The sequence below is a fragment of the Rhodococcus sp. NPDC056960 genome, from assembly GCF_042674125.1.
Classification (GTDB): domain Bacteria; phylum Actinomycetota; class Actinomycetes; order Mycobacteriales; family Mycobacteriaceae; genus Rhodococcus_F.
Genome location: NZ_JBHURF010000016.1, coordinates 43,971 through 57,801, shown reverse-complemented (window position 1 = coordinate 57,801; position 13,831 = coordinate 43,971). Strand labels below are relative to the sequence as shown.

At 67.7% G+C, this 13,831-nt stretch carries 12 protein-coding genes; 5 read left to right on the top strand and 7 right to left on the bottom strand.

The window, feature by feature from the left end:
• Positions 1 to 24 precede the first annotated feature (24 nt).
• Positions 25 to 1,347: an ABC transporter substrate-binding protein gene (locus tag ACFTWF_RS25130; protein ID WP_378463877.1), complete on the top strand. Its 1,323-nt coding sequence runs from the start codon at positions 25 to 27 to the stop codon at positions 1,345 to 1,347.
• 61 nt (positions 1,348 to 1,408) lie between these two features.
• Here the strand turns inward: ACFTWF_RS25130 and ACFTWF_RS25125 are convergent, their stop codons facing one another.
• Genes ACFTWF_RS25125 through ACFTWF_RS25110 form a run of 4 tightly spaced genes read right to left on the bottom strand, consistent with a single transcriptional unit; the run spans position 1,409 to position 5,576 of the window.
• Positions 1,409 to 2,203 carry an ABC transporter ATP-binding protein gene (locus tag ACFTWF_RS25125; protein WP_378463876.1) on the bottom strand — a complete coding sequence of 265 codons (795 nt, stop codon included), beginning with the start codon at positions 2,201 to 2,203 and terminating at the stop codon, positions 1,409 to 1,411.
• Positions 2,200 to 3,219: an ABC transporter ATP-binding protein gene (locus ACFTWF_RS25120; protein WP_378463875.1), complete on the bottom strand. Its 1,020-nt coding sequence runs from the start codon at positions 3,217 to 3,219 to the stop codon at positions 2,200 to 2,202. Before ACFTWF_RS25120 ends, ACFTWF_RS25125 begins: the two co-directional genes overlap by 4 nt.
• Positions 3,212 to 4,201, bottom strand: a complete 990-nt coding sequence (locus ACFTWF_RS25115; RefSeq protein WP_378463874.1) for a branched-chain amino acid ABC transporter permease — start codon at positions 4,199 to 4,201, stop codon at positions 3,212 to 3,214. Before ACFTWF_RS25115 ends, ACFTWF_RS25120 begins: the two co-directional genes overlap by 8 nt.
• 4 nt (positions 4,202 to 4,205) lie before the next feature.
• A complete protein-coding gene (locus ACFTWF_RS25110; RefSeq protein WP_378463873.1) occupies positions 4,206 to 5,576 on the bottom strand; it encodes a branched-chain amino acid ABC transporter permease in 1,371 nt (456 codons plus the stop codon).
• 224 nt (positions 5,577 to 5,800) lie between these two features.
• Here ACFTWF_RS25110 and polA point away from each other — a divergent pair, with 224 nt between their 5' ends.
• Complete coding sequence (gene polA / locus ACFTWF_RS25105; RefSeq protein WP_378463872.1) at positions 5,801 to 8,545, top strand: DNA polymerase I; 2,745 nt, start codon at positions 5,801 to 5,803, stop codon at positions 8,543 to 8,545.
• Positions 8,546 to 8,564: 19 nt separating this feature from the next.
• Here polA and trxA read toward each other — a convergent pair whose 3' ends face one another.
• Together trxA and ACFTWF_RS25095 are read right to left on the bottom strand one after the other, a co-directional pair.
• Entirely contained in the window at positions 8,565 to 8,933 is a 369-nt protein-coding gene (trxA, locus tag ACFTWF_RS25100; protein ID WP_378463871.1) for a thioredoxin, read from the bottom strand.
• Positions 8,934 to 9,005: 72 nt separating this feature from the next.
• A complete protein-coding gene (locus ACFTWF_RS25095) occupies positions 9,006 to 10,004 on the bottom strand; it encodes a helix-turn-helix domain-containing protein (protein WP_378463870.1) in 999 nt (332 codons plus the stop codon).
• A gap of 194 nt (positions 10,005 to 10,198) precedes the next feature.
• On the opposite strand from ACFTWF_RS25095, the gene ACFTWF_RS25090 reads away from it, so the two are divergent.
• Complete coding sequence (locus ACFTWF_RS25090; protein WP_378463869.1) at positions 10,199 to 11,104, top strand: DMT family transporter; 906 nt, start codon at positions 10,199 to 10,201, stop codon at positions 11,102 to 11,104.
• On the opposite strand, the gene ACFTWF_RS25085 is transcribed toward ACFTWF_RS25090, so the two are convergent.
• Positions 11,105 to 11,626, bottom strand: a complete 522-nt coding sequence (locus ACFTWF_RS25085) for a 2'-5' RNA ligase family protein (protein WP_185724332.1) — start codon at positions 11,624 to 11,626, stop codon at positions 11,105 to 11,107. It abuts the gene before it with no gap.
• Positions 11,627 to 11,645: 19 nt separating this feature from the next.
• Here ACFTWF_RS25085 and ACFTWF_RS25080 point away from each other — a divergent pair, with 19 nt between their 5' ends.
• Positions 11,646 to 12,740, top strand: coding sequence for an isocitrate/isopropylmalate dehydrogenase family protein (locus tag ACFTWF_RS25080; RefSeq protein WP_378463868.1), 1,095 nt, complete (start codon positions 11,646 to 11,648; stop codon positions 12,738 to 12,740).
• Between the two features lie 148 nt (positions 12,741 to 12,888).
• The gene (locus ACFTWF_RS25075; RefSeq protein WP_378463867.1) at positions 12,889 to 13,818 is read left to right on the top strand and encodes an ABC transporter substrate-binding protein; all 930 of its coding nucleotides are present in this window, start codon (positions 12,889 to 12,891) and stop codon (positions 13,816 to 13,818) included.
• The last annotated feature ends 13 nt before the right edge of the window (positions 13,819 to 13,831 follow it).

The window sequence follows — 13,831 nt, the reverse complement described above, 5'->3', positions numbered from 1 at the left end:
ACAGGTGATCTAAGGAGAGTTTGGATGGCTAAACGGACCCTCGTGCGGGCGGCCGCGGTTCTCGGCGCGGCATCTCTCGCACTGGCAGGTTGTAGTTCGGACAGTGGCGACGACTCCGCGAGCGGGAGTGGCAGCTCTGCCTCGGCCACCACTGTCTCCACCGACTGCACCCCCGAACAAGCGACGGCAGCGGGGGCACCGTCCACCGCGCCCCTGAAGATCGGCACCCTGCTCCCCGACACGGGAAGTCTCTCCTTCCTCGGACCGCCGATGGTGGCAGGCACCCAGCTCGGTGTCAACGACGTCAACGCCGCCGGTGGGGTTCTCGGTCAGCCCGTCCAACTGATTCCCGGCGACTCGGGCGACACCACCACCGACACCGCGAACACCACCGTGGACCGGGAACTGGCCGCGGGCACTCAGGTGATCATCGGCGCGGCGTCGTCGTCGGTGTCGCTGAAGGTCATCGACAAGGTGTCCAGCGCCGGCGTCGTGATGTTCTCCCCGGCCAACACGTCCGACCAGTTCGTCTGCTACCCGGACAAGGGCCAGTACTTCCGCACCGCGCCCACCGACGTGCTGCAGGCTCAGGCCGTGTCGCAGCTCATTTCGGACGACGGCGGCCAGCGAGTGTCCATCCTGGCGCTCAACGACCCGTACGGAACCGGGCTCGCCGACAACATCCAGAAGAACCTGGTCGATGCCGGCATCCCCGAGGACCAGATCCAGAAGATCATCTACGACCCCAACGCGCAGTCCTTCAACTCCGAGGTCGATCAGGTCAAGGACTTCGCACCCGACGCCGTCGCCGTGGTCGGATTCGAGGAGTCGGCGAAGATCATCACCCGCATGCACGAGGTGGGCATCGGCCCGTCCGACGGCATGAAGGTCTACGGCGTCGACGGCAACATGGGTAACGCGCTCGGCGAATCGGTCGCCGCACCGCTGCTCGACGGCATGCAGGGCACCACGCCTCTCACCGACGTCGGTCCGGCTTTCCAGGATCGCCTCAAGGCCATCAACCCGGGGTTGATCGACTTCAACTACGCCGGTGAGTCCTACGACGCCGTGGTCATCTCCGCGCTCGCCGCAGAGGCCGGGAAGTCGACGGCGGGTCGCGACATCGCCGCCAACATCAACGCCGTCACCGAGGGTGGCACCCCGTGCACGTCGTACCAGGAGTGCCTGCCGCTCGTGCAGGCCGGAACGGACATCGACTACAACGGCATCACCGGCAAGCTCGACTTCGCCGCGGCGGGCGAGCCGTCCATCGGTTCGTACGGCAAGCTGAAGTTCGGCGCCGACAACAAGCTGACGACGGAGGGATACATCGTCGTCGGCGGGTGATCGGACACATCTGAAACGGACTGTGGGCCAGGGAAACCTGGCCCACAGTCGTGTGGTGGAACTACTTCTTCTCCTGACTTCCCGCCAGGGTCCCGAGGTACAGCTCGATCACCTTCGGGTCGTGCATCAGGTTGAGGCCGGAGTCGGTGTAGGCGTTGCGGCCCTGGTCCAGGACGTACCCGCGGTCGCAGATCTGCAGACAGCGGCGGGCGTTCTGTTCCACCATGATCACCGAGACCCCCGCCGCGTTGATCTTCTTGCAGCGGATGAACACCTCGTCCTGGAACATCGGGGACAGCCCGGCGGACGGCTCGTCGAGCAGCAGCACGGACGGGTCCATCATCAGCGCGCGGCCCATCGCGACCATCTGGCGTTCGCCGCCGGACAGGGCGCCGGCCTTCACCTTCTTCCGCTCGACGAGCAGCGGGAACAGGTCGCCGACGAAGGCGAACCTTTCGGCGAAGAGCTTGGGGCGCAGATACATCCCCATCTCGAGGTTCTCCTCGATGGTGAGCGAGGGAAAGACGTTCTGCGTCTGCGGGACGTAGCCGACGCCCTTCTGGACGAGGACGTGGGCCGGCTGGGACGTGATGTCCTCGCCGCGCAGGGTCACGGCGCCCTCCCGCACCGGGATCAGCCCGAACAACGACTTCAGGAGCGTGGATTTTCCGGCGCCGTTGGGGCCGATGATGCCGACGATCTCCCCCTCGCGCAGGAAGAAGTTGCATTCACGCAGGATGTTGACGCCGGGGATGTAACCGGCCACCACCCCGTCCGCGCGGACGAGGGCCCCTTCGGCGAGCCGGGCATGCTCCTCGGGGGTGGCCGCGAATTCCGCTGGTGTCGGTTCGGTCATGGGTGCTCACGCCTCAGCTCGGTGATGTCGGGTTCGGAGAGGTCGCCGCCGGTCTCGAGGGTTTCGGCCTCGGCGCTCTCGAGCGCTTCGGCGAGGACCGCCGTCGCGCCCACCGGGTTGCCCTCGGCGTCGAACTCGAGTGCCTGATCGTGGTGGCTGCCGAGATAGGCGTCGACCACCGCGGTGTTGGTCGAGAGATGCTCCGGCGTGGATTCGGCGATCACGCTGCCCTGCGCCATCACGACCACCCAGTCGCTGATGTCGCGGATGACGTCCATGTCGTGCTCCACGAACACAACGGTCATGCCCTCGTCCCGCAGCGACTTGATGTGCCCCAGGAGACTCTGTGTCAGTGCGGGATTCACCCCGGCCATCGGCTCGTCGAGCATCACCACCGTCGGCTCCGTCATCAGTGCCCGCGCCATCTCGAGGAGCTTGCGCTGACCGCCGGACAGCGAACCGGCGAGATCGTCGGATTTGGCGTCGAGCTTGAATCGCGCGAGCAGTTCGTTGGCGCGCTCGGTGACGGCCCGCTCCTGCCCCTTCCACGTCCACGGCAGCAGGGTGTTGACGATGCGTTCGCCGCGCTGCCCGGTGGCGCCGAGCCGCACGTTGTCGAGCACCGTCAACTTCGACAGCGCCTTGGTGAGCTGGAACGTGCGGACGACGCCACGGCGCGCCACCTGGTGCGGGTACATCCGGCCGAGGGACTGCCCGTCCATCGACCAGGTGCCGCTGTCCGGCCGGTCGAAACCGGTGAGCAGGTTGAACAGGGTCGTCTTGCCGGCGCCGTTCGGACCGATCAGACCGGTGATGCAGCCGCGCTGAATCTCCAGATGCGCTACGTCGACGGCCTTGAGTCCGCCGAATGTGCGGGACACGTCGTCGACCACGAGGATCGGGTCGGGTTTGGGTGCGCCGGGGGAGTGCGGGACGTCGGCGAAGATGGAGGCCCGTTCCTCGGCGGTGAGCCCGGTCTCGGTCTGCAGACGATCCGGCAGTCTGTGGTCAGGCATTGAGCTGCACCTCCCGCTTGTTGCCCAGTATGCCCTGCGGCCGGAAGACCATCAGCACCGCGATCATGATGCCGAGGAGGACGAACCGCATGGCGCCGACCTGCTGTTCCGTCAGCGGCAACAGCGGGTCGGGACCGGAGATCGCCTGCCGCAACAGGGCGTCCGGGATGGCCAGCAGGAACCAGAACAGCATCGCCCCGACCACCGGTCCGAAGACGGTCGCGGCGCCGCCGAGGATGAGCGCGCCGAACGCGAAGAACGTCTGCGCGGTGGAGTAGAAGTCGGGGTTGATCGACTTGGTCTGCAGCGCGTTGAACACACCGCCGAGCCCACCGATCATGCCGCCGAGGACCAGCGCCTGCATCTTGTAGACGAAGACGTTCTTGCCGAGTGCGCGTGCGGCGTCCTCGTCCTCGCGGACGGCCTTGAGGACGCGGCCCCACGGGCTGTGCGTCAGGAGGTACACGAACCCGCACAGCACCAGGACGAGGGTCCAGCCGACGACCATCGACCACAGGTCGTCGCCGTAGAACTTCACACCGAGGAAGTTGTACTGCTTACCCGAGTCGAACGGGCTGAGCGTGGTGAACGGATCGGCGAAACCGAACAGGCCGTTGGTGGATCCGGTGATGGAATCCGAAGCGGTGGAACGGAAGATCAGCCGCAGGATCTCCGACGCGGCGATGGTGACGATGGCGAGGTAGTCGGCCCGCAACCGCAGTGTCGGGATACCGAGGACGACGGCCAGCAGCCCGGCGGCGGCGAGACCGACGAGGATGCCGACCCACAGCGGCTGATGGTACGTGACGGTCATGATCCCGACGCCGTAGCCGCCGAGGAGTGCGAAACCGATCTGGCCGAAGTTCAGCAGTCCGGCGTAGCCGAAGTGCAGGTTGAGGCCGATCGCCAGCAGCGCGTAGAAGATCGCCGACGGGCCGATCAGCTGGGCGAGCGAGACCTGGAGTGCTCCGGTGACGTCCATGCCCTCACCCGATCCTTTGCCGGCTGCCGAGAATGCCCTGAGGCCGGACGATCAGGATGACGATCAAGATGAGCAGTCCTCCGATGTACTTGAGGTCGGGGTTGATCACCAGCGTCGACAACTGGACGAGCAGGCCGACGATCACGCAGCCGAGCAGCGCGCCGTAGGCGGTGCCGAGCCCACCGAGCGTGATGCCGGCGAACATCAGCAGCAGGAGCTTGAAACCCATCTCCCACTGCACGCGTCCGCCGAGTTCGGAGATGCCGAACAGGACACCGCCGAGTGCGGCGAGCCCGCCGCCGAGACCCCACACGAAGCGGATCACCCGTTCGACGTCGATACCGGACGACGCGGCCAGGTCGCGGTTGTCGGACACCGCGCGCATGGCCTTGCCGATGCGGGTCTTCTGCAGCAGCAGGGCCACTCCGACGAGGACGACGAGACTGATGACGATGCACACCAGGTTGGCGTCGGTGATCGCGATCGGCCCCCAGTGCCGTTCGACCTGCGCCTGGTAGTCGACGAACGGCTCCGCGCGATCGGAGAAGAAGATCAGGATCAGGTACCGCAGGGAGATCGCGAGGCCGATCGACACCACCAGCTGCGCGATCAGGCCGGTCTTCCGCTTCCGCAGCGGTTTCCAGATCGCGGCGTTGTTCAGGAGACCGATCAGGATTCCCACGATCACGGCGAGGACGGTGGCCGGAATCAGCTGCACCCCGAACGTCACGTTGATCCCCCACGCCGCGACCGCGCCGAGGGTCACGAGCTCGCCGTGCGCGAAGTTCGTCAGGCCGGTGGTGCCGTAGATCAGGCTCAGTCCGACGCCGGCGATCGCGATGACGAGACCGAATCGGAGTCCGTCGATGGTCTGGCGAATCAGTTTCTCGTAGAACGGGACCGCGGAACCGGTGCGGGCCTCGCCGAACGAGAAGATCACCGTGTTGGAGCGACCGGCCACCACGTCACGTTCCACCGTGGCCTGCACACTGACGTTCTCGGGAAGGGTGTCCGCGACGATCTCGAAGGTGTAGGTGCCGGGCGCGACCTGAAGTTCCCAGCGGCCGCTGGACTCCGACGTCGCCTTCGCGACCTCGGTGCCCGAGGAGTCGAGCGCGCGCACCTCGACGCCCGCGAGCCGCTCGCCGGCGTTGTTGAGATTGCCGCTGACCCGCACCGCGTTCGCGGGGGGCGCCGGTTGCTCACTGCTCGCGGGCGGTGGGGGCGGTGGGGTGGGTTCCTGTGCCGCCGCGGGACCGCCGAGAGCGATCGCCGCGACGAGGCCGAACAGGACGAGGACGAACGCACGGCCGAGCTGCCGGCTGACCGGCCCTCGTCTCGTGCGTCTCCTCGCGGATGTCGGTCGCGTCCTCACTGCAGGGAGTCGCTTCCTCACGGTTGGGGCCACGCAGGTCCTCCGGGGACGTGTAGTCGGTCAGGAACATGCGGTGACGGACTCGACTACCGAGCCCGTGCCGCGATTTCCGGACTCTAACGGCTCCGGCCGCACGAAATGGGGTTCTCGGATTTCCGGCACGTTTCGGTTGGGTATCGCATCCGGCTGATCGGTGTCGGATCCGCTCCCTAGACTGGGCAACCGTGAGCCCTGCAACCACCCCCCGGTCCACCACGTCCTCCGCGTCCGGCGCCGCCGCGTCGTCCGACGATCGCCCCACCCTGATGCTGCTCGACGGCCACTCGCTGGCCTTCCGTGCGTTCTACGCCCTGCCCGCCGAGAACTTCAAGACGCACAGCGGACAGGTCACCAACGCCGTCTACGGGTTCACCTCAATGTTGATCAACCTGCTGCGCGACGAGCAGCCCAGCCACGTGGCGGCGGCGTTCGACGTGTCCAGGCAGACGTTCCGGGCGGAGAAGTTCCCCGAGTACAAGGCCAATCGCAGCACGGCCCCGGACGAGTTCAAGGGGCAGGTCGAGATCACCAAGGACGTCCTCGGTGCGCTCGGCATCCCGGTGATGGCCGAGGCAGGCTTCGAGGCCGACGACATCATCGCCACGCTCACCACCCAGGCCGAGGCGCTCGGGTACCGCGTTCTCGTCGTGACCGGCGACCGTGACTCGCTCCAGCTGGTCACCGACGGCGTGACGGTGCTCTACCCGAAGAAGGGCGTCTCGGACCTCACCCGGTTCACGCCGGCGGCCGTCGAGGAGAAGTACGGGCTCACACCTGCGCAGTACCCCGATTTCGCCGCCCTGCGCGGCGACCCGAGCGACAACCTGCCGGGCATCCCGGGGGTGGGGGAGAAGACCGCCACCAAGTGGATCAAGGAGTACGGCGATCTCGTCGGCCTGGTCGACAACGTCGACAAGGTCCGCGGCAAGGTCGGGGACGCGTTGCGGGAGAACCTGCCGAACGTCCTGCTCAACCGGGAACTCACCGAGATGGTGCGCGACGTCCCGCTGCCGTATACCCCGGACCAGTTGATGCTTGCGCAGTGGGATCGGGACAAGATCCACGCGCTGTTCGACGATCTCGAGTTCAAGGTGCTGCGCGATCGGCTGTTCGCCACGCTCGCCCCGGTCGAAGCCGAGGCCGAGGAGGGGTTCGAGGTCCGCGGGAGTGCGCTCGATCCCGGAGCGGTCGCGGACTGGTTGTCGGCGCACGCGTCGACGGGTGAGCGGTCCGGCGTGTCGGTCGTCGGCACCCGCAGCCCGTACGGCGGCGACGTGACGGCGATCGCCATCGCGGCTGCCGACGGCGAGGGCGCCTACATCGCCACCGCGTCCGCCACCCCGGAGGACGAGAAGGCGCTCGGCAGCTGGCTCGCGGACGTGGACAAGCCGAAGGCCCTGCACGAGGCCAAGTGGGCGATGCACGCGCTGCGCGGACGCGGCTGGGTGCTCGGTGGCCTCACCAGCGACACCGCGCTGGCCGCCTACCTGGTTCGCCCCGGGCAGCGGACGTTCAACCTCGACGACCTGTCGCTGCGGTACCTGCGCCGGGAACTGCGGGTGGAAGAGACCGGCCAGGAGCAGCTGTCGCTGCTCGACGACGCCGACCAGGTCGACGCGGAAGCCGCCGAGACCGAAATTCTCAGCGCCCGCGCCGTCCTCGACCTCGCGGACGCGCTCGACACCGAACTCGCGACCATCGAATCGACGGCGCTGCTGTCCGAGATGGAGCTGCCGCTGCTGGCGGTGCTGGCCGACATCGAGGCGTCCGGTATCGCCGTCGACGGCGACCACCTGCACGACCTGCAGAGCCGGTTCGCGGCGCAGGTCTCCGAGGCGGCGGACGCGGCCTACGGGGTCATCGGCAAGCAGATCAACCTGGGGTCGCCCAAGCAGTTGCAGGTCGTGTTGTTCGACGAGCTGGAGATGCCGAAGACGAAGAAGACGAAGACGGGCTACACCACCGACGCCGAGGCGCTGCAGAACCTGTTCGAGAAGACGTCGCACCCGTTCCTCGAGCACCTCCTCGCGCACCGCGACGCGACGCGGCTGAAGGTGACCGTCGACGGTCTGCTGAAGACGGTCGCCGAGGACGGCCGCATCCACACGACGTTCAACCAGACCGTCGCGGCCACCGGCCGGCTGTCGTCCACCGAACCCAACCTCCAGAACATCCCGGTGCGCACCGACGCGGGCCGGCAGATCCGGGACGGTTTCGTCGTCGGCGAGGGGTACGACTCGCTGCTCACCGCCGACTACAGCCAGATCGAGATGCGGATCATGGCGCACGTGTCCGGTGACGAGGGTCTGATCGAGGCGTTCAACACCGGAGAAGACCTGCACAGCTTCGTCGGCGCGCGGGCCTTCGGCGTGCCGATCGAGGAGGTCACCCCGGAGCTGCGCCGCCGCGTGAAGGCGATGTCCTACGGCCTGGCCTACGGGCTCAGCGCCTTCGGGCTGGCAGCCCAGCTCAAGATCTCCACCGAGGAGGCCAAATCGCAGATGGAGGCGTACTTCGCGCGGTTCGGCGGAGTCCGCGACTACCTGCACGAGGTCGTCGAACAGGCCCGCAAGGACGGCTACACGTCCACGCTGTACGGGCGCCGCCGCTACCTGCCCGACCTCACCAGCGACAACCGTCAGCGCCGGGAGGTCGCCGAGCGCGCCGCGCTCAACGCCCCCATCCAGGGCACCGCCGCCGACATCATCAAGGTCGCGATGATCGACGTGCAGCGTGCGCTGCGCGAGGCGGGCCTGAAGTCGCGGATGCTGCTGCAGGTTCACGACGAACTCGTGCTCGAGGTCGTCGACACGGAACGGGCGCAGGTGGAACAGTTGGTCCGCGACAAGATGTCCACGGCCATCGAACTGTCGGTGCCGCTCGACGTGTCCGTCGGCACCGGTCGCAGTTGGGACGCCGCCGCACACTAGGCGGCGGCGGTCCGCCGCCCTATTCGGCCGGCGCCTGCTCGGCGATCTGCTTGCGCACCTCGTCCATGTCGAGGGCCTTGACCTGCGTGACCAGATCCTCGAGCGCCGCCGGCGGCAACGCGCCCGGCTGGCTGAACACCAGCACACCCTCGCGGAACGCCATGATCGTCGGGATCGAGCGGATGTTCGCCGCGGCGGCGATGCCCTGCTCCGCTTCGGTGTCGACCTTGGCGTGCACCACGTCGGGGTGCTGCTCGGACGAGGCCTCGAAGGTGGGTGCGAAGGAGCGGCACGGTCCGCACCACGACGCCCAGAAGTCGACCAGAACGACATCGTTGCCGGTCACGGTCTCGTCGAAGTTCTGCTGAGTCAGAGTTGTGGTGGCCACGAGGGTCCTTTCGTTCGGTGATTGTGTTGCCTGTGCAACGCCGGATCGCCGACGATTCTTCCCCGCGCGTTCTCAGCCGGTGCGCTCCGTGTCGCGGAACGTGCGGCGGTACGCCTGCGGGGTCGTGTGGCGGAGTCGCAGGAAATGCTGCCGCAGCACCGCACCGCCGCCGAAGCCGACGCGCTCGGCGATCACGTCGACCGAGAGGTCCGAGTTCTCGAGCAGGTGCTGCGCGGCCAGTACCCGCTGGTCGCTGAGCCACCGGGCGGGTGTGGTCCCGGTCTCGGCCTGGAAGCGCCGCGCGAACGTGCGGGGCGACATGTTGGCCTTGGCGGCCACGGCGGTCACCGACAGATCGAGGGCGAGGTGCTCGGTCATCCAGTCGAGCAGCGGTCCGAGGGTGTCGATCGTCGTCGACGGCAGTGGCATCGCCACGTACTGCGCCTGACCGCCGTCCCGGTGCGGCGGGACCACCATGCGCCGCGCGATCCCGTTCGCTACCCTGCTGCCTTGTTCCTTGCGGACGATGTGCAGGCACAGGTCGATGCCGGCGGCCGTGCCCGCGCTGGTCAGAACGGGATCGTCGTCGACGTAGAGGACGTTCGGGTCGACGGTGGCCGCCGGGTGGAGGTCGGCGAGCCGCTGGGCGTGCCGCCAGTGGGTGGTGCACTTGCGGCCGTCCAGCAGTCCCGCCGCACCGAGCACGAACGCGCCGCTGCACAGGCTGGCGACCTTGGCGCCCCGGTTGACCGCAGCCCGGAGTTTGTCGAGGAGGGGGTCCATGCAGGGATCGGGGTCCTTCGCGCAGACGAAGGTGCCGTCCGACTCGGCGTAGGTTCCGCCCGCGGGGACGACGATGAGGTCGGCGTCGTCGAGCCGGTCCAGGTCGTACGGGACGTCGATGCCGTATCCGAAGCGGGTGCGGATGGGTTCCGTCGAGCCGGCGACGAGGGAGAAATCGTAGGTGGGCAGTCCGTCGTCGGATCGGTCGAAGCCGAAGACCTCGCAGGCGACGCCGAGTTCGAACGCCTCGGTGAGCGGCATGAGCGGCACGACGACCTTTTTCAGCACCTCGCCAGTATGGCAGAAATATGACTAACAATGTCTTTTCTGCCACTTTTTCTTCGGGCCCGGTGGAACAAGGCTGAAGACATGACAATCCTGGTCGTGATACTCCTCGTGTTCCTGGCGCTCGACGCGCTGGCGCTCGCCGGCCGCACGCCCGACACCCACAACGAAGTCATCCAGCACGGGGACTTCCGGTTTTGAAAGGGAATCTGGCGGTCCAGTACGCGAGCACGGCGCTCGCCTGGGGCGCGAGTTTCCTCTTCATCAAGGTCGGGCTCGAGGGCCTGTCCTTCACCCAGGTCGTCCTCTGGCGGCTGGTGTTCGGGGCGGTGACCCTCGGTGCCGTGCTCGGGCTCACCCGGACGCGGCTGCCGCGTGACGCGGCGACGTGGGCGCACCTGTCGGTGCTGGCGCTCGCGCAGTGCCTGGTGCCCTGGTTGCTGTTCAGCTGGGCGGAGCAGAGCATCAGCTCGGGTCTGGCCAGCATCTACAACGCGACCACACCGCTCATGACGATGTCGGTGGCCCTGGCGTTCCTGCCGGGTGAGAAGCTCACCGACGCAAAGCTGTTCGGCCTCCTGCTCGGATTCACCGGGGTGGTCGTGGTGCTGGCGCCGTGGCAGGCGGGAATCGTCGGCAGCGTGCCCGCCCAGCTCGCGTGCCTGGGGGCCACCGCGTCGTACGGCGTGGCATTGGTCTACCTGCGGCGGTTCATCCTTCCGCGGGGCGTCGGCACACCCACCATCGCGTTCATGCAGGTGTCGATCGCCGCGGCCGCCATGGTCCTCGCCACCCCGTGGGTCGCGAGCACGCCGATGCACCTTACCCCCGCGATCGTCGCGTCGATGATCGGACTGGGGGCGTTCGGAACCGGGCTGGCGTTCGTGTGGAACACGAACGTGGTGCGCGGCTGGGGGCCCACCGCGGCCTCCACCGTCACCTACCTGACGCCGGTGGTCGGAGTCGTGCTGGGCGCGGTCGCCCTCGACGAGCACATCTCGTGGAATCAGCCCGTCGGCGCGCTCGCGGTGATCGCGGGGATCGTCGTGACCCAACGGTCTTCGCGCAAGGCCGCCGCGATGGTCACCGCGCCCACACCGTGATCACGGAGGAGCCGTGACGACCCACTCGCGTTTGGCCTCCCCGTCCCAGCGGCGCACCACCGACGCCCGGCCGATGATGTCGCCGCCGTCGAGGAGCCGTGCGGCTTCCGGAATCTGATCGGCAGGCAGTCGCCGCGCGAGGGTCACGTGCGGTGTCCACTCGCCGGGGCGGATGTGCGGCGTGATCTCGGTGGCGCGTTCAGCGAGATCGAACACGCTGCGGTGCAGGGACAGCAGGGCTCTCGACGGAACCACCAGCCGGGACAGCGTGACGTGCCTGCCGCCGAACATCACGAGTCCGCCCAACCTGATGTGGAAGGAGGGCGTCGCGATCCGCCGCCCGAGCAACTCGTCGATCTCCGGTGGGATATGGCGCGCCACGAACAGGGTGATGTGGGGCCGATTCGACTCCGCGCGAACGCGTGTGCGGCTGGGCATGCCCGCATCCCACAGACGTTGCCACTCGGCGCGCACGGCAACGTCGGTCGCTTCGTCGAACAGCAGTTCCACCGACTGGACCATGGTAGGCAATGATGGCCTCATGAGCGGTGGTACGGCAAACATTTCCGATACCCGGATCGGGGTGCTCCTCGGCGACGGCATCGGTCACGAGATCGTTCCGGCGACCCAGCGGGTGGTCTCGGCGGCGGTGACGGCAGCGGGAGGCGGCGTCGACTGGGTGGAACTGCCTCTCGGCCTGGGCGCCATCGAATCGCACGGAACGCCGATTCCCGACTCCACGCTCGCGGCGCTGGACGAACTCGACGCCTGGATCCTGGGCCCGCACGACAGCGCCGCCTATCCGGAACCGTTCCACGGCCGGCTGACCCCCGGCGGGGTGGTCCGCAAACGATTCGGCCTCTTCGCGAACATCCGGCCCGCGCGCTCGCTCGAGGGCGTCGCCGCCACGGTGCCCGACATGGACCTGGTGATCGTCCGGGAGAACACCGAAGGGCTGTACGCGGACCGGAACATGTTCGCCGGCAGCGGCGAGTTCATGCCGACTCCCGACGTGGCCCTGGCCGTCGGCGTCGTGACGAGGACGGCATGTGAGCGCATCGCGCACACTGCATTCGCGCTGGCGCGCACGCGCGGCCGACACGTCACGATCGTCCACAAGGCCAACGTGTTGTCGATGACCACGGGACTGTTCCGGGACGTGTGCCGCGAGGTGGGGGAGCGCGACTACCCGGACGTCCGGATCGACGACGAGCACGTCGACGCCATGACGGCGCACCTGGTCCGCAGGGGGCGAGACTTCGATGTCGTGGTGACGGAGAACATGTTCGGCGACATCCTGTCGGATCTGACGGGTGAGCTGTCCGGCTCGCTCGGCACGGCGCCGTCGATCAACACGTCCGAAACCCAGGTGATGGCGCAGGCGGCGCACGGCGCCGCGCCCGACATCGCCGGTCACAACCGCGCCAACCCGACGGCGCTGATGCTGTCCGCCGCCATGATGCTGGACTGGCTCGCGGACCGTCACTCGGACCGGCATCTGGCCGGCGCGGCCCACCGGATCCGTGACGCCGTGCGCGCGACGATCGCATCCGGAGTCGCCACGGCTGACCTGGGTGGACTCGCGTCGACCAGTGAATTCACGGAGACCGTCCTCGCTCGCACACTCCGTCGCTGAAACCGCCGTCACGGGCCGCGGTCGGCCGTTAGTGTTCGGTAACGACGTCCGCAGATGTGGGTGTCGTGACCTACCGTTCGACTATTCGGAGTTCGAGAGTTCTCCGTCGCCGTAGCTCGCTCGGTGAACCACGATCTTCTGGGAGGACATGCCAGTGTCTGGTCGATCCGTCTTCGCGCGAGGCCGCGTGGCCCGCACCATTTGCGCACTGGCGGGCGGCAGTGCTCTGCTGCTCGCGGGATGTGCCAGTAACACGGAGGGCGGTGGATCGCCGTCCGGAAACGACACCGTCGCCGTGGAAGTCGACAAGGTGGATGCGATCGCGGCGACCCTACCGGAGAAGATCGCCTCGTCCGGCAAGATCATCGTCGGCGTCAATATTCCGTACTCGCCCAACGAGTTCAAGGATCCGAGCGGCAAGATCGTCGGGTTCGACGTCGACCTCGTGGATGCCGTCGGCAAGGTGCTCGGCGTGACGCCGGAGTACACCGAGGCGGACTTCGACAAGATCATCCCGTCGATCCAGGCCGGCAGCTACGACATGGGTATGTCGTCGTTCACCGACACCAAGGAACGCGAGCAGTCCGTCGATTTCACGACGTACTTCAGCGCCGGCGTGCAGTGGGCGCAGCCCGCCGGGAAGTCCGTCGACCCCACCAACGCGTGCGGACTGAGGGTGGGCGTGCAGACGACCACGATCGAGGATCTCGAGGAAGTGCCCGCCAAGAGCGCGGCGTGCGTCGCGGCCGGTAAGCCGCCCATCGAGATCGTGAAGTTCGACAGCCAGGACGACGCCGCCAACGCCGTCGCCCTCGGCAAGGTCGACGCGATGTCCGCCGACTCGCCCGTCACCGCATACGCGATCAAGCAGAGCGACGGCAAGATCGAGGCCGCGGGCGAGGTCTTCGACGCCGCACCCTACGGCTGGCCCGTCGCGAAGGGCTCGCCGCTCGCGCAGACCCTCCAGCAGGCGCTGCAGCACCTCATCGACGACGGCACCTACCGGAAGATCGCCGAGAACTGGGGCGTCGAGGCGGGCGTCATCACGACGTCGCAGATCAACGGCGCCACGAGCTGAGCGGTTGACGAGT

Excerpts from the sequence above, each read along its gene's own strand:
- ACFTWF_RS25130 (WP_378463877.1), top strand. The coding sequence starts at position 25 with ATGGCTAAACGGACCCTCGTGCGGGCGGCCGCGGTTCTCGGCGCGGCA.
- ACFTWF_RS25125 (WP_378463876.1), bottom strand. The coding sequence starts at position 2,203 with ATGACCGAACCGACACCAGCGGAATTCGCGGCCACCCCCGAGGAGCAT.
- ACFTWF_RS25120 (WP_378463875.1), bottom strand. The coding sequence starts at position 3,219 with ATGCCTGACCACAGACTGCCGGATCGTCTGCAGACCGAGACCGGGCTC.
- ACFTWF_RS25115 (WP_378463874.1), bottom strand. The coding sequence starts at position 4,201 with ATGGACGTCACCGGAGCACTCCAGGTCTCGCTCGCCCAGCTGATCGGC.
- ACFTWF_RS25085 (WP_185724332.1), bottom strand. The coding sequence starts at position 11,626 with ATGGTCCAGTCGGTGGAACTGCTGTTCGACGAAGCGACCGACGTTGCC.
- ACFTWF_RS25080 (WP_378463868.1), top strand. The coding sequence starts at position 11,646 with ATGAGCGGTGGTACGGCAAACATTTCCGATACCCGGATCGGGGTGCTC.
- ACFTWF_RS25075 (WP_378463867.1), top strand. The coding sequence starts at position 12,889 with ATGCCAGTGTCTGGTCGATCCGTCTTCGCGCGAGGCCGCGTGGCCCGC.